We start from the raw sequence: 21,939 nt of genomic DNA, 5'->3' as shown, positions 1-21,939 counted from the left end.
GGGCTTAACAAACTTTAGCTCAGTCTGCAGCGCAGTTCTCAGAAATTTCGCCGCCGAACGCAAGCGGGCCGGCGCAATCGTTACGACCGCGCCAACAGTTCGTCGTAGAGTGCGAGAATATGCAGCGCGGATAGAGTTGGCGTGAATAACCGGCTCCGCTGGTGCGACTTTCCGCCAAGCTGAGACCGATAAGCGGGGTCGAATATCAGCCGATCGATCGCCGCAGCCATCGCGCTGACGTCGTCAATCGACACGATCTCCGCCGCATCGTCTCCAAAGATCTCGCGAGTTCCACCGGCGTCGGTCGCTACAACCGCCAAGCCCGTTGCAGCCGCTTCCAACAGGACGCGGCCGAGCGGTTCTTGCCGTGCGGGGTGAACCAGCAGGGTCAGCTCGCGGAGCAGCTCCGGCATGTCGGTCCGAAACGGAAGAAACGTCACGGCGGCGGCGAGATTCCGCGCGGCGACGATCTCTCGCAACGACGCTTCATATTCAACCGCCTCTTCCTTTTGCGAGAAGCGATCGCCGATCACCAGCAAGTGGGCGTCGCCGTGATCGGAAAAAGCACGGAGCGCGACTTCGATCCCCTTCCGCATGCCGATCTGGCCGATGAACGCAACTAGCTTCTTCTCGAGGGGAAGTCCCAGTTCCCGATGCAGATAACCGGTCGGCTCCCCAGGGAAGAACTTGTTCGGGTCGACGCCGTTGTAGATGACGTGCGTAGTCGCCTCGTCCAAACCTTGCGCCACATGAAAGTCGCGAGTGGCGTTCGAGACGGCGATCCGCGCGTCAAGTTGGTTCAGATCGGTTATCACCTGACGGTTGAGCTTGATGATGTCGCGCAGATGGCCGACCTTGATCACGCCGGGCGTTTCGACCGGTCCGAGCACGCGGCTCATCGAGAGACTGTTGGCGTGCACCATCGCGGGGCGATGCCGCTCGATCAACTGCTGAAGTTCAGCCCGCAATTGCTCAAGCGGGCGTTTGCGACCTTCCGCGTCCGTTACGTCCCAAACGGCGAATGAGGCGCCGGTCGCTTGAACGGCCGCCGCCAGATTCCCTTCCGACGGCCCAAGCACCGTCGGGCGCCAACCGGCGGCGATCACATGGGGCAGGATGGAGAGGAGCGAATTCTCTCCACCGTTGAGAGTCCCATATTCGCAAAGATAAAGGATCGACCGCATCACCGCCCCGTTGTCCTTCGTCACGACAAACACTAGCCCGAGGCGCAAGCCGAGGGAATGCGGACGGAAGTTAATGACGAAGGTCGAAGCTCGAATGACGAAAAAAAACGGAAAACCAGAAGGGAGATCGCTCCTCCGATCGTCATTCTGGTTTCGGCATTCGTCATTTCGCGCAACGCATTCCCTCGGCTTGCGCCTCGGGTTAGTGTTGCGTCGATTGGGAGCGTCGCCCGAGTCGCCTTACAGCAGCCCGTACTTCGTCAGGGTCGAGCGCAATTGCGCTTCTTCGCTCGCTTCCAGGTTCGTCATCGGCAGACGCATTTCGCCGGTGTCGCGGCCGAGCATCTTCATCGCCGCTTTGATCGGAATCGGGTTGGTCGCCAGGCCGAGCATTTCGCGGCAGAGACCGAACAGCTTGAAGTGCCGCTCGCGGGCTTCTTCCAGCTTGCCGGCCGCCATCGCGGCGACCATCGCCACCATGTCTTGCGGCAGGATGTTGCCGACGACCGAGATCACCCCTTCGCCGCCGACCGACATCATCGGAATCGTCAGGCTATCGTCGCCGCTCAGCACGGTCAGGTTGGTCCGTTCCAGTACTTGCGACGTCTGATCGAGCGAACCGGTCGCGTCTTTGACCAGCGCGATGTTTTTCAGCTCGGCCAGCTTGGCGATCGTTTCCGGCTCAATGTTCTTGGCGGCGCGGCCCGGGATGTTGTAAACGCAGATCGGCACGTCGACCGCTTCGGCGACCGCTTTGAAATGTTCGTAGAAGCCGCGTTGGGTCGGCTTGTTGTAATAGGGAGCGACCATCAGGGCCGCGTCGGCGCCTTCTTTGGCGGCCCACTTGGTCAGGCGTAGCGCTTCGGCCGTGCTGTTCGACCCGGTACCCGGCATCACTTTGACGCGGCCAGCGGCCGTTTCGATGACCGAGCTGATGACCCGCTCATGCTCTTCGTGCGAGAGGGTGGGCGATTCGCCGGTAGTGCCGACCGGGCACAAGCCGGTGACCCCTGCCGCGATTTGGAAATCGACTTGCTCTTTCAAGCGGGCGTAATCCACATTGCCGTCCTTCAACGGAGTAACAATTGCGGTCCACACGCCAGCAAATTCAGAACCTTTTCGCGACATTACACTTCCACCGATACCAACGGAAACAACAAAAATACGTGCTACAAATATGGCCGAGCCCGGCCGCTTCGACAACCGGGGGGCGGGTACTAAGAATGGAACACGGATACCACGGAGGGGAGCACGGCAGGAGACGCGGTGAAGAGAGAGATCTTTTGTAGGGTGAGTGGAGCAAGCGCGAAAACGTCAAGCTATGTCGTTTTGTCGAAATCGCTTGCGTAACCCACCAATTGCGTCCAAGGGAAGGTGGGTTACGCAAGCGATTTGAACCAAAGCGGCCAAACCATCCATTATCCGCTTGCTCCGCCCACCCTACGCTTTGTCTCTTACCGTTCCCCTTAGTGTTCCACTCGACTGTTCAAAATGGCGCCCGTGACCAGGCGTTTCATGTCGTGGACGGCTTGTTCCATGCCGACCATCATCGCTCGCGAAATGATGCTGTGGCCGATGTTTAGCTCGCTCATCTTGGGAATCGCGGCGATCGGCAGGACGTTGCTGTAGGTCAAACCATGCCCGGCGAGCAGTTCCATTCCGAGATCGCAGATATGTTGACCGGCATGGGTCAGCTTTTGGAGTTCGGCCTCGCGAGCGGCGCCTTGCGTCAGAGCATATTGTCCCGTGTGAAGCTCAACGGCAGTCGCCCCTAGTTTGCGAGCCATCACCAACTGGGCCGGCTCGGGATCGAGGAAGAGACTGACCGCGATGCCTGCTTCCTGCAAACGTTCGATCGCCGCTTTGACCTTGTCGGGATTCCGCAGCAGGTCGAGCCCCCCTTCGGTCGTCACTTCTTCGCGCCGCTCGGGAACCAGGGTCGCCTGATCAGGCTTCACCTCGCAAGCGAGCTTCAGCACGTCCTCGGCGGTCGCCAGTTCCAGGTTCACTTTGACCTTGGCGGTCTCGCGAATGATTCGCAGGTCGCGATCCTGGATATGGCGGCGATCTTCACGCAGGTGGAGCGTGATGCAATCGGCGCCCCCGATCTCCGCCAAAGCGGCGGCCCAAACCGGATCAGGCTCATTGGTCCGACGTGCCTGACGGACCGTGGCGACATGGTCAATATTGACTCCCAGATTGGGCATGGGGGACTTACCTCGCAGTTAGCCGAGAACAGGTTGAACTAGTAGAAACGCTAATTTTACGGCGTTTGGCGGTTTGCGCCAGCAGGACATCGGCGCCGGGGGTTAGGTTCAGCAAAAAAGGCGGGGGCATTAGGAGATGCCGCAGGTCATCCGACGACATCGACATGGTACCTGGGTAGCTTGTCGAAAACGACTTCCAGGTCGTTCGCCAGGGAATTCATCGCCGGTTTCACCTCTTTACACAGGCCAAAGAAACGCTGGCATTGCGCCAAGATCGGTAACGCAGTTCCCGAGGCGGTTGATCCGCTCGGCGGCACATTGGTGAAATCAATCGCTGGCGATCGTGGATCCCTAAGACGACATTTTGTCGGATGGAAAAAAGCACGCCGTGACTCGCCTCCAGCGGCAAACATAACTCGCTTGCTGATGAAGGCAATTTCGTCAATCTATTTTCTTGCCAATAACCCTGACATGCAATCGAATAGGATATTGGCGATTTGCCAATCCCCTTCCGTGGTTAAGGAACGCAACGATGAGTTGGCTTGCAATATTGATCGATCCTTGGTTCATCTTTGAAGCTTTCTTCTACGTGAGCCCCTTGCTAGGAACCCTTCTTACTCTCTGCTTTTTTCGAGACCCCAACGCCCCTTTCACTTGGGAAACCAAGCTTTCCGCCAGCTTGCTTTTGCTTGCGATGTTTTGCGGACTTGGCTTCGCCGCAAACGGAAGCCACTCCCGCGCGACCGCCAAGAACTTGGACGAGCAAAAGACGATCGAGTTCAACAAACAGATGGCCGAGCTCAAAGAAGGGGCAAAAGTAACATCAGAAAAACTGACTGCCTCCGAACAGGAACTGAAGAAGATGTCACGCGACTTGACGATGGAAAGGCAAGCAAATTTTGCAGAGCGAGAACTTGCTCTCAAAGAACGGTCATCGGCTGAAGAGTCCCGCGGGAAAGTCGACTCGTCCTTAGCTAAATTGACGATGGAGAACGACGACCTTAAGACGAAGCTATCGCTTCAAAATGATGCATTGGTCGCCGCAAACCAAAAGCTCGATCACGCTAATGTACTCAATGCCCTACTGAAAAAGAAACTTGATGAAATTGGATCCAACGTCGGTGGTGAGTTTCAGTTAAACATCGGCTATGTTCAGCTTCCTTTTGCAATTCAGTCGCAGCCGATTAATTACGAGATTAAGGAAGAGACCGGCATGATTTACGCCCCAACCGGAAGCAACTCCCATCTAGCTATCGGATGCTATAGGGAGTTCTGCCACTGGGAACCGCAGGGCCGAGTTGGAAGCTCTAATTGGGTCCAATTCGCTCTGCGAAGAAACATGGAAGTGCGGGGCTCCAAATTGCCATTTCAAGCGACGACAATCGGCATCCAAGAGGTTGTAAATGGATCCGTGGCGCAGAAATCACTAATGATCACGTCTCCAGACGGCGTGGAACAACGGTCCACTTACTCTTTCCCCTACGATCCAGACGAGGATTCAACTCCGATCACCATTAAAGTCGCGCCCTAATGATTCGGCGCAAATTTACACATGTCGACTGTTCGCTGATGCAAAGACCATATAAACCTTGCTCCTTCCAAATAACGCTGTGATGAGCTATCTCGTGCAGAGATCCTTTGCGACTGCGTAGTTCGAATGTGTCGACCATCTCTCCGTCCATCGTAACCAAGTAGGGAATCGCATAGTCCCCTAAATCTTGCATCGCGAAATCGGGACGCGCTGTTTCGATCTAGCAGTCCTTGCGACTAAGAGTCCGCGTGATCTTCGCGTCTCGAGCCCACTAAAGGCGAGATTGATTTTCCAACCCCAAATGATGGTTCGTCAGGCCAAGGCCTGACCTACGGCTACTTCCATGAAGCAACTTGACCACTTCGCCGGCTTTCCCAAACAGACCGTCACGTTCCTCCGTAACCTGCGGGCGAACAACTCGAAGGCCTGGTTCGACGAACATCGCGGCGACTATGACCAGTACTACGTCACGCCGGCCAAGGCGTTTGTCGAAGCGGTCGGCAAGAAGCTTGCGCGTCTATCGAAAGCGCTGGTCGCCCAGCCGCGGATCAACGGCTCGATCTATCGCATCAACCGCGACATCCGCTTCAGCAAAGACAAGACGCCGTACAAGGATCATCTCGATTGTCTCTTCTGGGAAGAGGACAAGAAGTCGAGTCCTTCGGCCCTCTTCTTTCGCGTCAGTCCGGACGGAGTGTTGATTGGCGCCGGGGCCTATGCGTGCCCCGACTTGCTGAAGAAGTTGCGGCCGGCGATCACCCACGAGATCTTTGGGAAAGAACTGGCGGGGATCGCCAAAAAGCTACGCAAAGGGGGCCTGGAGATTCACGGCAAACATTACAAGCGGTTTCCCAGCGACTTTCCGACCGACGGTCCCGCCGCCGAGTTTCTGCTGCACAATTCGATCTATGTGGTGAAGGAAGAGCCGGTCGCGCTGGCTCAGTCAACGGACCTGGTCGACCGCTGCGTCGCGCAGTGGAAAATAATGCTGCCGCTGCACGCGTGGTTGATCAACCACGGGTAGCGATTGAGCCTGGGCGCGATTGCTACTTGGGCATGACCTTCGCCGACTTCAGAAAGAGCGCACCCATCCCGCGTACTTCTCCCATTCCAGCAACTGGCTCCCCCTCGAAGATCGCGGGTTCTCCCAACTTGATCGCCAAGGCCTTTTCCATTTCTGCAGGGTCTTTGACGGTTGCGTCGACGACGACATAGCCGACTTGACCCTGAATCGTGACAAACTCCAATTCCTTTCCCGCTTTGCCCGAGGAAATGACCTTCTCCACCTGCAGCCGAACGGTCTTTCCTGCGTACTTCTTCGTGGCTGCACTGCTGTCCCCTTGAAATTCCATGAGGATCGTGACGGCATCCGTCGTCGTACCGCCGCCGTCGCACCCGACGGATAACAGTGCTGTGACGATCGCCAATTCCGCGATTACCAGTCTCCCAGGTTTCGCCCCCTCGAAAAAACGTGCGCGCAACATGCTGTTTTCCTTGAGATGAGAATTCCGCCAACTCGGGATTCCGGAAAAGGTATTATTCGACGCCGAAGACATTGGCAAACAGTTTGTAGTTGTCCGGTCCATATCCGGCCGAATAGATCGCGAATGCGATCACGGCAAAATCGTCGGCTCGCTTGGCGATTTCTTCCTGGTAGATCTTCGCCACTTCGGTCGCTGGGTTCATGAAGGCGCCGCAGCCGAACGCCCCGAGGACCGCGTGGCGGACTCCCTGGCTTTGCAGCGTATCAAGTTGGGCGACGATTCTCCGCCGCATTTCTTCCGGCTCGAACGGGCTGCCGTCGCGCAGATCGCAGGCCGCGGCGCGCAGTTCGTAGAACGGAAAAATCGCTTCGTCCGCCAGCCACGGGTAGCCGAGATCGTCGAGCCCGCGATCTTCGCTGCCTCGAATGCAGACTCGCGGCTGCAGCGTATCGAGATAGACTTCGCCGTCGTGCGCCGTCAGCAGCCGGGTCATCTCGGGGAAGTATTGATCGAGCTTCGGGTCGTACTGATCGTCGCGAATCCGAAAGTGACAATCGGTGCGGCGGAACATGTTTTCTTCCTGCGCCGCAGCGCCTTCGACATAGGCGCCGCCGGGGACGTAGGAGTTCGCCATGTTGAGCGCGGCGAAACATTCGCCATACTCGCGCGTCAGTTGAGCGACGACGTCTCCCCAGTCGCCGGAGATCACTTCAACACGCAGCGTCCCATCGGCATCAGCGCGGCTCGCTCGCCAACGCTTCAAGTTTTGCTGCGCCAAGCGATGATAGTGGTCGGACGGATCGGCTTTTTCCAGCGCCGCGATCGTCTCCTGCAACACTTCACGCCGCCGCGTGCATTCCCAGCCGAGAAAGCCGCGATACATCGCTTCGATGTCAGAGCAGAACGGGCGACCTGGCATGGGGTGGGCTTCAGCTGGTTGTGATAGGTGAAGTGTGGGTGACGCACGCGCCCAACAACTCAGTGATTCTACCGCAGCGTTTCCGCGAAGTCGCGATCCTTGCGCGTATGGCGGCTTCAACCATGCGGATACTGGGTGTTGACCCGATAGACGGCCAGGGCAAATTTCGGCGATACTAGCGATAGGACCGCGAGTCGGCCCCGTCAAGAAGACGAACAAAATCGCAATTGCAATCGCACTTCGATGGCAAGCCTTCGCCGACAAGGCTGTTCGACCTTGAAAGGACTGTGTAATGAAGTCCAAGCTCTTCTGCAGCCTCCTTCTGCTGCTCGGCCTCTCCGCCGTCAGCTTCGCCGCCGACGATCCTCTCGCCTGGAAATGGTACGAGGTGAGCGAGAGCCGCCAGGTGACGGTCCACTTGTACGTCTTCTTCCGCAGCGACTGCTCCCACTGCCAAGAGGCGCTCAAGCATATCAATACGTTAGAGCCGAAATATCCGTGGCTCGACGTTCACAAGTACGAGGTTGGCCATCACTCCGGCAATCTCGAACTCTATCGCCGCATGGCGAAAGACGTAAAAAGAACGGCCGGCACCGTTCCGGCGTTCTTCTACTGCAAAAAGATGTCGATTGGTTACTACGGCGAAGCGACGACCGGCAAACAATTGGAAAAGGGGCTGACCACATGCCATGAAAAGCTCCAGGCCCAACTCGACGCTACGACCGACAAGACATCTGGATCGCCGCCGCGGTGGCAGTTCATTCTGGCGAACTTCCAGCCCGAACCGGAGGAAGCGACCAAGGAAGAAGCGATTCCCGAGTTGGATCTCGATATGGCGCTCGAAGACGAGGCGGCCGAAGAGACGGTCGATCTTCCGCTCGCCGGCGAAGTCGACGTCAACGAGCTCTCGCTCCCCCTCTTCACCTTAATCCTGGCGGGCTGCGACGCGTTTAATCCCTGTGCGTTTTTCATCCTGCTATCGCTGCTCAGTCTACTGATTCACGCGCGAAGTCGGACGCGGATGTTGTTGGTCGGCGGGATTTTCGTCCTCTTTTCCGGCTTGTTCTATTTCCTGTTTATGGCGGCCTGGCTGAACGTCTTCTTCCTGGCCGGCCATTTGACCTGGATCACCACCGGGGCCGGCATCGCGGCGATTCTGGTCGCGGCGATCAATATCAAGGACTATTTCGCCGGGCGACAAGGAATTTCCCTCTCGATTCCCGATAGCGCCAAGCCGGGACTCTTTCAGCGGATGCGCGGGCTGCTCGACGCAACCCGCATCTGGCCGATGCTTTTAGGAACGATCGCGCTCGCCGCGGCCGCCAACACCTATGAACTGTTGTGCACAGCCGGCTTTCCGATGGTCTTCACGCGCGTGTTGACCCTCCGCGAGTTGTCGCTCCCCAGCTACTACACGTATCTCGTCATTTACAACTTGATCTACGTCGTTCCCCTGGCGGTGATCGTCATCGTCTTCACCTATACGCTCGGATCGCGCAAGTTGCAGGAGCATGAAGGACGCGTCCTCAAACTATTGTCGGGAGTGATGATGCTCTATCTGGGAGCGATCATCATCGTGGCGCCGAGCCTGTTGCATTCGATCTTCACCGCGGTCGGCCTGTTGGTCGCTTCGATCGTGACAACTGCGGTGGTCGCCTGGGTTACCAATCTTCTGCAACCGGCCGCAAATAACGTAGCCCAACGCAAAACGGCGACTCACTAGATCTGACATAGATTTTCTGCCCGGCGTCCAACGCTCGAACGCATCAACGCTCCCTAGGGGAATCCGCCATCCGCGATTGGATTGTTCCCTGATTATTGCCGCGCGCCATTCTTGTCAAACTGCATTTCAAATCTTGATCGGTTCCCCAAGAAGCGACCATTCAAAGCAGTTCCGCTGGGCGTCGCGAGGGGGGCGACTCTCACACGGAGGCTACGGAGATGAACGCTTCATTCTTCCGAATCATGGCGGCGGGGTTTACGCTGCTGATCTTGTCCGTTCCGGCGATGGCCGACTTCCAACAAGGAACGGAGCTAACGGCCGGCGACGAAATTGCGTCGCTGGAAGTGACGATTTCGGTCAGCAAGGGAGCGAGCCTCGAAGATCCGATCGCGCTAGATCTGGGACTTGGCTTTCCTCTGTGGCTTACTCCGCTCGGACGTGACGATGACGAATCGGCCCCCTTTGGCGCCGTGCCCCAGCAAACGACCGCCGACCAAAAATCGCTCGCGGCCGATTCCCAGGCGACCTTCACCTTCCTGCGTAGCGGCGAGCCGGGGCAAGATCGCTTCCGCGCAACGCCGCTGCTGCTTGATGGCGTGCGCGTCGGCGACATCGCCCGGATTGGTTTGATGACGACCGGCGCCGGCGAATGGGAGCTGAAAGGGTACGAAGTCAAGGTGAACGGCAAGCTGCTGGCCGCCAATGACGCCCTTTATCAACAGCCGAGTATTGCGCTGGAGAAGGCCCGCGCCACGATCGCTGAACTCGAGCCGAAAGTAACGCCGCTGGAAATTCAAATTTCTGACCTGAACGCGCTTGTCTCCGCCAACCTGGCGACTGACGCCGATCGCCAGGCGCTGGCGCAGAAGGAACGGGAGCTGACGCCGCTGAAAGCGCGACTGCATCAAGCCGTCGCGCAAACGGAAGGACGCTATCCGTGGTACGAGGAGGTTGGATTTGAACCGCTTGGCTACGGTTATGGAGCGATTAAATCGCTCAAGGTGACGGTCGTAACGTTCGCTCATACCGGCGCCGACACGCGGAACATCGTCTACTTTCAGGCAGGGGCTCGCAAGTACGCGCTGAGCGACGCCGATCATCCGTTGACCTCGGTCAATGGGGCGCAAGAGTTCGATATCGACCTGGCGACCGGCCCGCTGATGCCGCTCGATCTGCGGAAGTTCGCGCTCGGCATGATTGCGAGTCCAATTCCTTACGCCGCCGCGCCAGACCGTTGGCATCCGGAACGACTGCGTGTGGAAGCGGACGGCGTAGTGATTTACGACAGCGAACTGAACTTCCTCGACAAGCGCTCCTTGGCGGCGATCCGATTGATTCCCCCGGCCCACCTTAACGACAAAGGGGAGTTGGTTTCGGACGAGACCCACTCGCAGCGCGAGACGGCCGCTTGGACCGCGGGAACCGGACAAGGCTTGAATCCCGCCGACGGGACGCCGCTGCCGCTGCCAACTGATCCAACCGCGCCTGACTATCCTCAGCCGGAACCAGGCGCCAATGACCTGTCGCCAGACAACAACGTCACCCCCGACAATGTAACGCCGGACAACGTTACCCCCGATAACGATGTAACGCCGGATGACAACGTTACTCCTGACGACGACGTCACCCCGGACGATGATGTGACGCCCGATGATGACGTAACTCCCGCGGACGACGACTTTGACCCGTTTCCGGATGAAGACCCGTTGCCGCCAGACCCGAATCCGAATCCAGATCCCAACCCGCAGCCAGACCCCAATCCAAATCCGAACCCCAACCCAACCCCGTTCCCGGTTCCGGATCCAATCACGCCGACCCCGCAGACCGCTGATCTATCCGGACGCGTCGTCGAGCAGCTTCCGGACGGGAGCGTACGCGGCATTGCCAGCGCGGCGATCGTGCTGCGAGAAAACAGCGGAACCCCTGCCGGCGCGGGCAGCCTGGAAGATGGGAGCTACCAAACGACGATGCTTCCCGGCACGTGGCAAGCGTCGGTGACGGCGACCGGTTTTCAACAACTGCAAGATCCGCAGCCGCTCGTGATCAACCCCGGCGATCAGCTTGTCCGCGACTTTACGCTGGTTCGCGCCGAGCCGCCGGCGGGACAAGGGATTCGGGGCAAGGTGCGGGTGGCGGTTCCGCGAGGTTACAACGTCCTGCCGCCGCCGGCCGACTTGAAGCTGACCATTACTTCGCAAACCGATCCCGCCCTGGTCTACGGCCCGATCAAACTCGAAGCCGACGGCAGCTATCAGCAGAACCTGAGCCCAGGCAGATACTTCGTCAAAGCGGTCGCCGCCGGCTATCATGATTCGCCCAGCCTCGTTCACGAGGTTCTGACCGGCGCGTACACCGAAGTGAATATCGTGCTCCTCCCTGAATCGGGACCGACCGGCTTCGATTTGAAGGTAACGGTCAAAGGGAAAGCTGATCCAGAGGACCTATTGTTGGAAGGCGCCAAGGTGACGGTCCGCCACGAAAAGCAATCGCTGGCCGACGCGCCCAACAAGCCGACCCTTCCCGATGGCGTCGCCAAGTTTGAAAATCTGCAAGAGCCCGGCACGTATACGGTCCTCGTGCAGAAAGAAGGCTATCGTTCGGGCGGCGATACGATCGACCTTCCCGGCCCAACGCACGAAATTGAAGTGACCCTCGTGCCGCTGGTCGAACCGCCCAAGCTGGTGAAAGTGACCGGCTGGCTCGTCTACAAGAATGAAAAGAGTCGGACCGGATATTCCGGCCTTCCGGACGTAAAGCTTACCTTTACGCCGGCGTTGCCAGCGGCGAACGTGCCGGTCGAAACCTACGTTACGGCAACCAAGAGCAACGGCGCCTTTTCGCTGGAAATGCGTGAAGGAAGTTACTCGCCGTCGGCCGATCTCGACCTAGAGAAGTTCGAGCCCTTGCCCGAGCAGTTCTACCGAGTCTACCCGGAGATGGATCCCATCTTCCTGAAGGTAGAGCCGAAGCAGCCGAGCCTGGTGACGGTGCAAGGTTACGTCCTGACCCGCTCGCAAGTCGATTCCAGAAAGCTGGTCGCCGTCGAAGGCGCCAGAGTCGAGTGGTTCGCGCCGAAAAGCCCAAGTCGCAGGGCGGCTGCGTCGGACGTGACCGACTCCGGCGGGCGCTTTACCGTGAAGGTGATGGAGAACAAAGAATTCCCCTATTCCGTTGACGTACACGCTCCAGCCGGGTTCTATAGCCGCAACGTGAAAATCGACGTCACGCAAGGGATGGAGCGGCCCAAGATCGAACTGAAGCGCGTACCGGCGCCGGAACCGATACCCGAACCGCATCCGGAGCCGACGCCGCACCCGGAACCCTCGCCTCATCCGCCGATGCCATGGCCGCATCCGCACCCCGAGCCGACGCCCCATCCAACTCCGCAGGTTTGCGTCTTGAACGGCGTTGTGACGCTCGACAGTCATAACACCCAGGCCAACTTGTGCGTCGCCCCGGGAGGAACGTTGGAGGTGCGGCTCAACTTGAGCGCTGGTACCGGCTATCAATGGGGAATGGTCTCAAGACTGTCGCGTGAAGTGACGCTGGTCAGCGGTCCCGAGTGGGTGAAAAGCAGTGGCTATTCCATCGGCGCCGGCGGCTACACGAAGTACGTCTTCCGCGTCAACTCGCAAGCGCAACGGGGCTTCCACCTGGCGTTTCAACTGAAACGGCCGTGGGAGGCCTCGGCCGCATCGCAGGCGAACGTCTCCGTGACGGTCGGCCCGGCCAGCGGCGGCGGTTTCCGAACTCGCTAACGATTCGTAAGGACGCCCCCGGAAACTTCGCTTTCAGGGGGCGCATGGTGGGTGAAACGATGATCACCGGACGAAGCTGGCTGATTGCGACGTGCTGTTTCACGGCAGGGTTAACGGTGATGGTTCGCCCCGCCGCCGCTGAGGAAAAGGATCCAGCCCGAGCGGCCCAGGTCGAAGCGCTAATCAATCGAGCCAACAAACTCTACCTGCCGCGGATTGAGCAGCTTTCCTGGCAACCCTACAACGACGTCGCTAATCTTCCCTACTTTAGCGATCAGGCGCGTCACCGCGAGCAAGTGAAGCGATTGCTCGCGACCCCGGAATCTCCCGAGCGTGCGGAGGCGATCAAGCAGCTAAATCTCCAGTTTTTGGAGCGTCAGAGCGTCAAAAACCTGGAACTCGCCAAACAGGCGATCGCCGCCCGCAACTTCACCTACGCTCGCAGCTATATCACCTTCATGCCGGACAGCTATTGGTCTGCGGAAGAGAAGCGAATGGTCCCGGTCGAAAAATTCCTGGAGCGAAAGCGACAAGCGCTCAAACTCGACTACGCCGCCTATCTTGCGGCTGACGAGTACGTCACTAGTCGCATGGCGACGTTCGCACAGCGCATGGCGGCGAAAAGCTGGCCCTGCAAGGCTTCGACGAAAGCGGAAGGCGTCGTCCCCGTTACCATCAAGTTCGCCGCTCCGGCCGCAGCGGTCAGTCCGTCCGACGTCGCCAATGTCGCCGAATGGCGACGATATTACGCCAACGTCGACTCTGCGACCTCGCTTACCGAGTACCCTCCTTATCTCGACTGGTCTCCACGGAATTTTCACTGGGATATCGTGCGACCGCCCCACAAGCACTATCCCGAGAAAGGTTATCTCGGCGTATCGATGTGCGGTCTCTATGCCAGCAGTTCCGCAATCGAATACATCCGTAGCGACTTGGAAAGCGCCGAGAGCGATTTGCAAAACTTTCCTAAACTGAAGGTTCTCTCGGGACGCAACTGGGCGATGTTCGTCCGCGATGATCTTTCGTTGTCCAGACCGCCGGGAATCGAGCTCCTCTTCATTCGAACTCCCTACGGCTACTTCTATTTGTGGATCCATAGCAGCATGCCGACCGGGCTCGACAGCGACCAACGCGGCAAGGTTCAAAACCAGATCCATTATGCGGCCGCCAAAGAGCTGATCGATCTTCTCGCCGGCGACATCCCCGCCGAACCGTTCGATCCAGCGGAGGTGGGATCGGCCGAGCTAACGCTGACGGCGCTCGATGACGTCGAGCTGACTCCGACGATCGATAAGCCCGCGGAGTGCCGCGTGGAAGCGTTCCTGGTGGGCAAAGACGGCAAGCCGGTCTCGCAGGCCCGTGTTGCGTTCAAAAAGCCGGAAATGGGAAGTCTGTCGGACCGCGTTGTCGTTACCGACGCCGCGGGTAAGGCGGAAGTGACCTACACCTCGCCCACATTCGACGAGATGACGCGACAAGACAAGCGAGCGCATGACGAGATGCTGCGGGCCGTGGAGCCCGGGAGCGGCGCTACCGATTATCTCACGATCACAACGAAGCGCGACATGCGCCGCATCGAGATTGGAGTGCATCCTCTCGGCAAGTCCGTCATCTCAACGGGACCAGACAGATTAGTCGACCGCACCACCAAGATGCTCGTAAGGCTGTTGGATGAAAAGGGAAAACCGGTTAAGAAAGCCGGCGAAAAGATCATGCTTTACAAGCCGATCAGCGGAGACTTGGAAGTCGACGTCGGACATCAGGTAAAAGGGCAAGCGACGACGACCTCCTACTGCATCCTCGCGCAGACGGACGACCTTGGCCAGCTGAGCTTCGACTATATCGGCCCTTCCCACCAAGAGTTAAAGGCGGCGCACCAGCAAACCTTTATCAAACTTCAGCCTCATCTCTTCGCGGTCGATCAAAAGACTGGGAGGATGGCGTTTCACGTGGTAGTCGTAAAGAATTCGCAACTCCCAGATCCGATCGGCAAGTACGACAACTTGTGGATATTGACCCTCATGCAATGGCTCTACGGATATGGCGTCGACGCCATTTGGGATCAGCCGTGGCTCGGCGAATATATGATGGCCAACCAAACGTTTCCTGTAAATTCCGCATTGGATCAGGGAAACTTCTACGCGAATGAGTTTCCCAGTCCCCAGTTGGAACTCGACCGCGATGCGCGGCGGCGATTCGCCGCTGCGCAGTCAGGCTTCGTTGATATTCGCATCGACCGGATCGTCGTGGCGGACAACGGATATGAGACCGGCTGGGACCTGATACATGGCAGCAACTCCGACTGGAATGATGACGGGGTGCTGGAAGGACCAGGATTTGAGATGGTGGGGAACGCGATCTATCACGAGACCGATCTCTACCAACAGGTCGACTATCGACTGAACTGCCATTTCAAGGATCGAATGGACCTGGAAGCGACGACCTACTTCAAAGATCTGGTACTATTGGCCTGTAAGCACGTATACAACATCAACACGGTAGCCAAACTCCCCCTCTCGCAACTAACGGACTTCAACGTGACGATCAGCTGGCCCATCACGGTCAGTATCCGCAAATACAAAGATGGAACGATGGAGTACCAAGGATGGCCGTACTATCGCTCCCAAGTTGAAAATCACTACCTAAAGCCGGACTATCTGATCAACCAGCCTGTCGGATTGACCCTGTTGTTCGAAACGGCGAAGCCGGGCGAGCAGGCAGTCGTCAAGTTTGTCGCCGGAAAAGGCTACCAGAAAAACGCTTGGATCGGCATCATTCCGGCGGACGTTCCCCACGGCGATCAACGCCCCAATGACGACGCCGACATCGCCTACGTCACGCTCAACGGCAAAGGCAACGGGATCGTCAACATGAAGATCCCAGCCAACACGCCGCCTGGCGAATACGAGTTCCGAATGTTCCCGTCCGATGACGATAGCCAACCCGAAGCGGCGCATAGCGCCAAGTTCCGAATTGAATGACGGAGGCAGGTTAGCGTTAACCCAACGTCACGCCGGAATCTTCCAGCGTTCCATACCACTCGCAACCGGCGTCGGCGATGAGATGGGCGCCTTGGTTGTCGGTGGTGGTGATCTCCATTTCCAATTCTTCGCCGGCAAGCGCTTCGCTCAGATACTCGCGGGCAGCTTCGGCTTGCTCGCGGCCGGTGCAGAGGGCGAAGATGGTCGGGCCCCACGAGCTTTGCCCGACGCCGCGGACGCCGAATTGTTGCAGCGTGTCGACGGTCCGTTGGCTCAGCTGATTGAGATAGGCGCCCCCCTGCACTTTCACGAAGCAGTTGCCGGCCAGTTCGCCGTAGCGGAAGAGGCCGTCCGAGAAACGATCGAATTCGGCGGCTTCTAGCGCCGGGGTCATCTCTTCGTACAGAATCCGTTTCAACTCTTCGGTCACTTCGACCGGGACCGGCGGCAGTTGCCGGAAAGCGGTCGTTTCAGCCGTGCCGGAAATGCCGCTTCGCTTCGTCTGGAAGACGAGCAGAAAGGTCCAATCGGCCGGCACTTCAATCCGCGTCTGCAGCGGCGACAAATGCCCCGGCGTTTCAATCCCGCGCTCGGCGATGAAGCCTCCTTGGCGGAAACCATAACAGCCGACCGCCGAGCGAGCGCCCCGGCCGACCGAAGCGGCGAGGGCCTCGATCGATTCGTGTCCGATCTGGCAAGCGCAGTTCAGTAGCGTCGCGACGCCGAGTCCCAATTGCGTACCGAGGCCGAGCCCGACATGCTGGCGCGGCGTGTGGGTGGCAGAAATCGAAACGGCTGGCAGCTCACGGCGATGCGAGCGGCTCCAGCGATCGGCGAATTCCCGAATCCGTCCGGCCGTTGGTCCGTGAGCTGAGAAGCGATCCGCAGGGTCGAGCGTCAGATGGAGCGCCGGCCGCTCGATCATCACGCCGCAGCCCCCATATTTCGCCACCGACGGATTGCCGAACGACAACAGTCCGAAATGAAGGCGACTTGGCGTGCGGATTTCGAGCAACGTTCTGACCAGGCGGGGAGATGCATGAGGGGGAAGCTACCCGTAGTGTAACGTTTCCCCCGGCGGAGGAAAAACGGGCTCTGCTACGAAAACGCGAACAAGTTCGGGCGAACTGCAGGGAGCGCGCTCAACACCAACCCGAGGCGCAAGCCGAGGGAAAGCGTTCGGATTCGCCGGAAAATAGGGAACGAAGCGCTACGGCTAGAATCGAAACGGCGCTTTTCCGGCAATTGCGACCTCATTCCCTCGGCTCGCGCCTCGGGCGAGTGTCGGACGTGGCGCCTGTTCCACTCTTTTATCTCGCTTTCGCGGCTGCGACGTAGTCGCAAATCTGCTGAAAGGCCCGCGTTTCGGCGGCGCCGCCGGTCTTTTGGATCAAAGGGCGAAGCTGCTCTAGGTCGGCCTCAATTTCTGGAATCGGCAATAAATCGACGCGGGTCGCCAGGATCGCCGCTTCGACCACCGCGTGCTTCGCCCGATTCAAACCGAAAAAGTCCCGCAGCCGCCCGCTCGCGGCGACTTCGCACTCGATCGTCGCCCGATCTTGCGAGTCGTCCAGCTTCACCACTTTCAACGCATACCAGCGACACGCGTTTTGCAGGATGACGCCGCCGGTTACCGCGCACCGCGTCATCGGACCGACCAGCGCTGCGGTCGAAGCGCCAATCGCGGCGGCCGCGAGCAATTCGACGTCGTCGGTCACATGCACCACCACCGGCGAACCGCGGTGGAGGTTCTCAAAGGTGCGCGACGTCTGAAACGGGCGAAGCGTGAACTGCGTCAAGGCGCGATCGACCAGCGGTCCCATCGGCGCGACGTTAACCGCGCCATCATCGCCGATCGTCGTCACCAGGCTCTCCAGCACCAAACGTTCCATCGATCTCGCCTAGTAGTAGAAAGGAACGTCGGTCGAAAACTGATCCGGGGGCGTACTCGGCGCCGCATCACTCGGAACGTTACTCCGCATGCGAGCTTCGATCTCGACCGTCTTCAAAAAGTTGCCGATCATCGCGAAGCCCTGCTCGGTCAGGATCGACTCGGGATGAAACTGCACGCCGTAGACCGGTCGCGTCAAATGCCGAAACGCCATGATCGAGCGATCTTCGGCCGCGGCGATCGTTCGAAGGCAGGTCGGCAGCGTCTTTTGTTCGACGATCAGCGAATGATACCGCCCGACGCGAATCGAGTCGGGCATTCCGGCAAACAGCGGATCATGATCATGCCGGATGATCGACGCGCGGCCGTGCATCGGCTCAAACGAGCGTACTACCTTGCCGCCGAGCGCCTGCGCGATCGTTTGATGGCCAAGGCAAACTCCCAGCATCGGCGTCGTGCAGACGAACTCGCGGACCACTTCGAGCGAAACGCCGGCTTCGTCCGGAGTACATGGTCCCGGCGACAAGACGATCGCGTCGGGATCCAACTCGCGGATGCTTTCCAGGTCGATCGCATCATTGCGCACGACGATCGTCTCCTGGCTCCAGAGGCGAAAATACCGAGCCAGGTTGTTGACGAAGCTGTCGTAGTTGTCGATGACCAGGATCATGAAAGTGCGGCGATCGCTTGCAGGATGCCGGCCGCTTTGTGCCAGGTTTCTTCGTATTCGCGCTGCGGATCGCTTTGGACGACCAGTCCGCCGCCAACTGGGAATTGCCACCACCCGCGAGCCGCGGTGACGGTCCGAATGAGGATGTTCAGGTCGATCGTCCCGTCCAGCCCCATGTATCCTAACGAACCGCAGTAAGGGCCGCGAACGGTTGGTTCGAGCTCGGCGATGATCTGCATCGCGCGGATCTTGGGGGCGCCGGTGATCGAACCGCCGGGGAACGCGGCTGGCAGCAGATCGATCGGGCTCGCATCGTCGCGCAGGTTGGCGACGATCGTCGAGACCAGATGCTGCACCGTCGCGTATTGCTCCAGCACGCACAACTCGGTCACCGCGACGCTCTCGTCCTGACAAACCCGCGACAGGTCGTTGCGCATCAGGTCGACGATCATAATGTTTTCGGCCCGATCTTTCTCGCTCGCCAGCAAATCGCCCCCGGCGTACATATCCCACTCGGGGCGTCCGCTGCGGCGCCGGGTTCCTTTGATCGGCCGCGTTTCGACCTTCCGGCCGCGGACCTGGACGAATCGCTCCGGCGATGCGCTCAGCAAGGTCGCATCGTCCATGTCAAAGTACGAGGCGAACGGCGCCGCGTTGCAGGTTCGCAAGCTGCGATATAGCGTCGCCGGATCAGTCACGGCCGGGTGCAACAACCGCTGCGACAGATTGACCTGAAAGATGTCGCCGGCCCGGACATATTCGACCGACCGCTCGACCGCGGCGAGATACGCCGATTGCGAAAAGCTGCTGGTCACCCCGGCGTGCGGCGTGGCGAACTGCGGCGCCAGCTTATCGGCCGAGAGCGGCGACGGCGTTTTGGTTCGCTTCGCTTCTTCCGGCGAAACGCCCACTTGTAGCCAATGGAGGAACTGATCGGCCCGCTGTTGAGCCCGTACTTTCCGCTTCTTTTTGTTCGTCTCGGGAAACCCTTGCGAGATCAACCAGGCGTCGCCGCTGGCATGATCCACGCCGATCACCACGTCGTAAAAGCCGATCGCCAACTGCGGTAGCGAGAACTCGTCGTACTCCGCGGGCGCAACCCCTTCAAAGGCGGCGCCAAACTCGTAGCCGAACAAGCCTGCGGCGCCACCCTGAAACGGCGGCAAGCCGGCGATCGTCGGCGTCTCGAACTGTTTGAGCAGTGCGGCGATCTCTGGCAGGCTACCTTCCTGCTCGACAAACCACGCCCAGGGATCAGCCGTTAGAAAGCTATACCGGCCAAGGCGTACATGCTGCAGCGCGCTGTCGAGGAACAAACAGCGGGGCGCTTCGCGCAGCTTTTCCCACGCGGCGACGACGTCGAAATTGGGGAGCGGCACGATCACCGGCGCAGGGTCGTTCATGACTCTTCCTCCGGCGCACTCTTCTTACCGCGAGCCAAGCGGTGGAGCTTTTCCGCTTGCGTCAGATAGCCCCAATCGAGCGATTCGTCCTGGCGATATTGTTTGCTCAGTTGGTTGGCGGTCAGCGCCTTGCAGAGCTCAAAGCCAAGGTAAAACGCGTGCGACGGGTCGACGTTGGTCGGCGCCGTTACCATCAGCTGGGCGAACAGCTCAAACGGATCGGTGGAGGTGAGATGCAGATCGCGACTCACCAAGTGGAGCGACTCGCCGTCGGCGAACAGCCGGTAGTTGTTGTCGCGGATTGTCGCAGCAAGTCGCTCGAGATCTTCGTTCGACTCGTAGACGACTCGCTCGTCCCGCAGCGTTACCAGTTGCGGTTCGATCCGCTTCGGCAATACCTTTTGCTGAACGGCGTAATGCATCAGTCGCCGGGCCAGATCGCATTCTTTCACGCTGGTCCGGGCCCAGTTGATCACCTGCGTCGTCAGCACGCCCCGGATTCCCAGTTCCTGGCAAAAACCAAGGAGCAGCGTGTTGACGCCGGCCGAGTCGACGTCAGTCAGTTCGGTCAGATTGCCGATTCCCATGAAGATCTCGGCCGCGGGATAACGACGGCGAACATCGACATACCGCGCCAGACTTTCCGCGAACCCGAATGAGATCGGCTCCAGAATCGGATCGATGCGATAGCGAACGCCATGTTGTTCGAGCCACGCGATCGTCTCGTCCAAACCGGCGAGCGTTTTTGGATCGTCCGGGATGACGACCACTTCGCAGCCCCACTCGGCGGCGTGAGCGACGTTGGAGGAATTGACTGAGAGAACCAGTTCGGCGCCTGCCTTTACCGCGGCGGCGATCTCGACCGGGTTGAGACTGTCGATTGAAACGCGCAGTCCCGCGTCACGCAGCGCCTTTACGGCGTCAGCAACGCCCTCCCAAGTGGCGCCAGGATCGCAGCCGACGTCGATCAGGTCGGCGCCATCTTTCGCGAGCCGCAAACCTTCGGCCTGCAAGTCTTCGAGCGAGAAGCTGGCGGCGTGATTGATCTCGGCGACGATCTGGATGTCATAGGCGCCGTAGTCTTCGCCGCGGTTGCTTTCGCCAAAGTAAGCAGGGAGCAAACGCAGATCTTTCGGCCCGCGCTCGACCGGGACGCCGGCCTTCGCGGCGATCACCGCCAGATCTCCCAGGCAATAGCCGGTCACCATCACTTGCGTCGAGCCTGGGGGAACTTCCAGCCGCGCGGCGACCCAATCGGCGGTCATCAGGGCGGCGACGGTGATGTTCATCGTCTGGACGCTATAGCCAAAACCGATCCGCGGCGCGAGATCGGCCAGGATCGAGCGCAGCGCTGGCTCGGCCAGACGACCGGTGACGAAATGAATTTGCGCGGCCGACATTACTGGCCCCGCTCGGGAAGATGCGAATGGTTCAGCCCGCCGTTAACCGGCAGCACGTGCCCGGTGATGAACGCGCTCTCCGGCGAAACGAGAAACGCAATCGCCGCCGCGACATCGTCCGGCGTTCCCCACCGCTGCAGCAGCGACTCGGCGATCGCGCGGCGACTCCACACGTCGCTCGCCGTTTCGCCCCACGAGGTTTTAATCCAGCCCGGCGCCACCACATTGACGCGCACCTGCGGCGCGAGCGAACGAGCCAGACTCCGGCTGAAGGCCGTGATCGCCGACTTGGTGGCGGCGAACATCTCGCCGCTCTCCCCTTCCATGCCGCGCTCCGACTGATCCCAGCCGATGTTGACGATCGCCGCGCCAGCGCGCTGCTGGTCGATCATCCGTCGTCCTACTTCGCGCGACAGCTCGATCGTCGACTCGACGTCGACCTGCCAGAGCAGCTTTAGCTTGTCGGCGAAGGAGAGCTCTTTGTCTGCGCCGGTCAGGACGTCGGCGCCGGCATTGTTCACCCAACAGTCAACGCCGCCCCAAACGTTCCATGCCGCTTCGACAAACCGCAAGCGGTCGGCGGCGTCGCGGAAGTCGCAGAAAATCGCCTCGGCATTCCCCCCCAAGCGGCGAATCTCGTCGCAGACCTCACTCGCGCCGGACCGGTTTTTCGCCGCGTGAACTACGACGCTGGCGCCACAGGCCGCCAGACGTAGCGCCGTAGCACGTCCAATTCCGCTGGACGAGCCGGTAACGACGGCGATTTTTCCGGTCAAATCGGGCATAGG

General features: G+C 59.4%; 16 protein-coding genes. 5 read left to right on the top strand and 11 right to left on the bottom strand.

The features are described from left to right. Window positions 1–80: 80 nt before the first annotated feature. The 3 genes from LOC68_RS01515 to LOC68_RS01505 form a co-directional block, all read right to left on the bottom strand. Window positions 81–1,208, bottom strand: a complete 1,128-nt coding sequence (locus tag LOC68_RS01515; RefSeq protein ID WP_230214854.1) for a glycosyltransferase family 4 protein — start codon at window positions 1,206–1,208, stop codon at window positions 81–83. Between the two features lie 216 nt (window positions 1,209–1,424). Then, window positions 1,425–2,312: a 4-hydroxy-tetrahydrodipicolinate synthase gene (dapA, locus tag LOC68_RS01510; protein WP_230214852.1), complete on the bottom strand. Its 888-nt coding sequence runs from the start codon at window positions 2,310–2,312 to the stop codon at window positions 1,425–1,427. A 338-nt stretch (window positions 2,313–2,650) separates the two neighbouring features. Next, the gene (locus LOC68_RS01505) at window positions 2,651–3,391 is read right to left on the bottom strand and encodes a pyridoxine 5'-phosphate synthase (RefSeq protein WP_230214850.1); all 741 of its coding nucleotides are present in this window, start codon (window positions 3,389–3,391) and stop codon (window positions 2,651–2,653) included. Window positions 3,392–3,923: 532 nt separating this feature from the next. On the opposite strand from LOC68_RS01505, the gene LOC68_RS01500 reads away from it, so the two are divergent. After that, on the top strand, window positions 3,924–4,922 hold the full coding sequence (locus LOC68_RS01500) for a DUF4200 domain-containing protein (protein ID WP_230214849.1): 999 nt from the start codon (window positions 3,924–3,926) through the stop codon (window positions 4,920–4,922). Window positions 4,923–5,265: 343 nt separating this feature from the next. Next, entirely contained in the window at window positions 5,266–5,946 is a 681-nt protein-coding gene (locus LOC68_RS01495) for a DUF2461 domain-containing protein (RefSeq protein ID WP_230214847.1), read from the top strand. 22 nt (window positions 5,947–5,968) lie between these two features. Here the strand turns inward: LOC68_RS01495 and LOC68_RS01490 are convergent, their stop codons facing one another. Then, a complete protein-coding gene (locus LOC68_RS01490) occupies window positions 5,969–6,406 on the bottom strand; it encodes a hypothetical protein (RefSeq protein ID WP_230214845.1) in 438 nt (145 codons plus the stop codon). Window positions 6,407–6,458: 52 nt separating this feature from the next. After that, window positions 6,459–7,325 carry a poly(ADP-ribose) glycohydrolase domain-containing protein gene (locus tag LOC68_RS01485; RefSeq protein WP_230214841.1) on the bottom strand — a complete coding sequence of 289 codons (867 nt, stop codon included), beginning with the start codon at window positions 7,323–7,325 and terminating at the stop codon, window positions 6,459–6,461. Window positions 7,326–7,617: 292 nt separating this feature from the next. Here LOC68_RS01485 and LOC68_RS01480 point away from each other — a divergent pair, with 292 nt between their 5' ends. The 3 genes from LOC68_RS01480 to LOC68_RS01470 all read left to right on the top strand — a co-directional run bounded on the left by LOC68_RS01480 (window position 7,618) and on the right by LOC68_RS01470 (window position 15,787). After that, window positions 7,618–9,048, top strand: coding sequence for a hypothetical protein (locus tag LOC68_RS01480; protein WP_230214840.1), 1,431 nt, complete (start codon window positions 7,618–7,620; stop codon window positions 9,046–9,048). A 218-nt stretch (window positions 9,049–9,266) separates the two neighbouring features. Next, window positions 9,267–12,806, top strand: a complete 3,540-nt coding sequence (locus LOC68_RS01475) for a protease inhibitor I42 family protein (protein WP_230214839.1) — start codon at window positions 9,267–9,269, stop codon at window positions 12,804–12,806. A gap of 59 nt (window positions 12,807–12,865) precedes the next feature. Continuing rightward, a complete protein-coding gene (locus tag LOC68_RS01470) occupies window positions 12,866–15,787 on the top strand; it encodes an Ig-like domain-containing protein (protein ID WP_230214833.1) in 2,922 nt (973 codons plus the stop codon). Window positions 15,788–15,803: 16 nt separating this feature from the next. On the opposite strand, the gene LOC68_RS01465 is transcribed toward LOC68_RS01470, so the two are convergent. The 6 genes from LOC68_RS01465 to LOC68_RS01440 all read right to left on the bottom strand — a co-directional run bounded on the left by LOC68_RS01465 (window position 15,804) and on the right by LOC68_RS01440 (window position 21,936). Then, on the bottom strand, window positions 15,804–16,802 hold the full coding sequence (locus LOC68_RS01465; protein ID WP_230214831.1) for a hypothetical protein: 999 nt from the start codon (window positions 16,800–16,802) through the stop codon (window positions 15,804–15,806). A 295-nt stretch (window positions 16,803–17,097) separates the two neighbouring features. Beyond that, window positions 17,098–17,679 carry a DUF447 domain-containing protein gene (locus LOC68_RS01460; RefSeq protein WP_230214829.1) on the bottom strand — a complete coding sequence of 194 codons (582 nt, stop codon included), beginning with the start codon at window positions 17,677–17,679 and terminating at the stop codon, window positions 17,098–17,100. 9 nt (window positions 17,680–17,688) lie between these two features. After that, window positions 17,689–18,348 (bottom strand): anthranilate synthase component II, encoded by a 660-nt coding sequence (locus tag LOC68_RS01455; protein WP_230214821.1) that lies wholly within the window; start codon window positions 18,346–18,348, stop codon window positions 17,689–17,691. Continuing rightward, complete coding sequence (locus LOC68_RS01450) at window positions 18,345–19,751, bottom strand: anthranilate synthase component I family protein (protein ID WP_230214819.1); 1,407 nt, start codon at window positions 19,749–19,751, stop codon at window positions 18,345–18,347. The genes LOC68_RS01455 and LOC68_RS01450 overlap by 4 nt, the downstream gene beginning before the upstream one ends. After that, entirely contained in the window at window positions 19,748–21,151 is a 1,404-nt protein-coding gene (locus LOC68_RS01445; RefSeq protein WP_230214817.1) for a DUF6513 domain-containing protein, read from the bottom strand. Before LOC68_RS01445 ends, LOC68_RS01450 begins: the two co-directional genes overlap by 4 nt. Beyond that, window positions 21,151–21,936, bottom strand: a complete 786-nt coding sequence (locus tag LOC68_RS01440) for an SDR family NAD(P)-dependent oxidoreductase (RefSeq protein ID WP_230214815.1) — start codon at window positions 21,934–21,936, stop codon at window positions 21,151–21,153. The genes LOC68_RS01445 and LOC68_RS01440 overlap by 1 nt, the downstream gene beginning before the upstream one ends. Window positions 21,937–21,939: the final 3 nt, after the last annotated feature.

This window comes from Blastopirellula sediminis, from assembly GCF_020966755.1.
GTDB lineage: Bacteria > Planctomycetota > Planctomycetia > Pirellulales > Pirellulaceae > Blastopirellula > Blastopirellula sediminis.
The sequence above is the reverse complement of the archived record's forward strand: the minus strand, read 5'-3'. Positions and strand labels throughout refer to the sequence as shown.

What these genes read in the sequence shown, in the direction of transcription:
- LOC68_RS01455 (WP_230214821.1), bottom strand. Translation starts at nt 18,348, where the DNA reads ATGATCCTGGTCATCGACAACTACGACAGCTTCGTCAACAACCTGGCT.
- dapA (WP_230214852.1), bottom strand. Translation starts at nt 2,312, where the DNA reads ATGTCGCGAAAAGGTTCTGAATTTGCTGGCGTGTGGACCGCAATTGTT.
- LOC68_RS01500 (WP_230214849.1), top strand. Translation starts at nt 3,924, where the DNA reads ATGAGTTGGCTTGCAATATTGATCGATCCTTGGTTCATCTTTGAAGCT.
- LOC68_RS01475 (WP_230214839.1), top strand. Translation starts at nt 9,267, where the DNA reads ATGAACGCTTCATTCTTCCGAATCATGGCGGCGGGGTTTACGCTGCTG.
- LOC68_RS01485 (WP_230214841.1), bottom strand. Translation starts at nt 7,325, where the DNA reads ATGCCAGGTCGCCCGTTCTGCTCTGACATCGAAGCGATGTATCGCGGC.
- LOC68_RS01505 (WP_230214850.1), bottom strand. Translation starts at nt 3,391, where the DNA reads ATGCCCAATCTGGGAGTCAATATTGACCATGTCGCCACGGTCCGTCAG.
- LOC68_RS01460 (WP_230214829.1), bottom strand. Translation starts at nt 17,679, where the DNA reads ATGGAACGTTTGGTGCTGGAGAGCCTGGTGACGACGATCGGCGATGAT.
- LOC68_RS01495 (WP_230214847.1), top strand. Translation starts at nt 5,266, where the DNA reads ATGAAGCAACTTGACCACTTCGCCGGCTTTCCCAAACAGACCGTCACG.
- LOC68_RS01450 (WP_230214819.1), bottom strand. Translation starts at nt 19,751, where the DNA reads ATGAACGACCCTGCGCCGGTGATCGTGCCGCTCCCCAATTTCGACGTC.
- LOC68_RS01445 (WP_230214817.1), bottom strand. Translation starts at nt 21,151, where the DNA reads ATGTCGGCCGCGCAAATTCATTTCGTCACCGGTCGTCTGGCCGAGCCA.
- LOC68_RS01470 (WP_230214833.1), top strand. Translation starts at nt 12,866, where the DNA reads ATGATCACCGGACGAAGCTGGCTGATTGCGACGTGCTGTTTCACGGCA.
- LOC68_RS01480 (WP_230214840.1), top strand. Translation starts at nt 7,618, where the DNA reads ATGAAGTCCAAGCTCTTCTGCAGCCTCCTTCTGCTGCTCGGCCTCTCC.
- LOC68_RS01440 (WP_230214815.1), bottom strand. Translation starts at nt 21,936, where the DNA reads ATGCCCGATTTGACCGGAAAAATCGCCGTCGTTACCGGCTCGTCCAGC.
- LOC68_RS01490 (WP_230214845.1), bottom strand. Translation starts at nt 6,406, where the DNA reads ATGTTGCGCGCACGTTTTTTCGAGGGGGCGAAACCTGGGAGACTGGTA.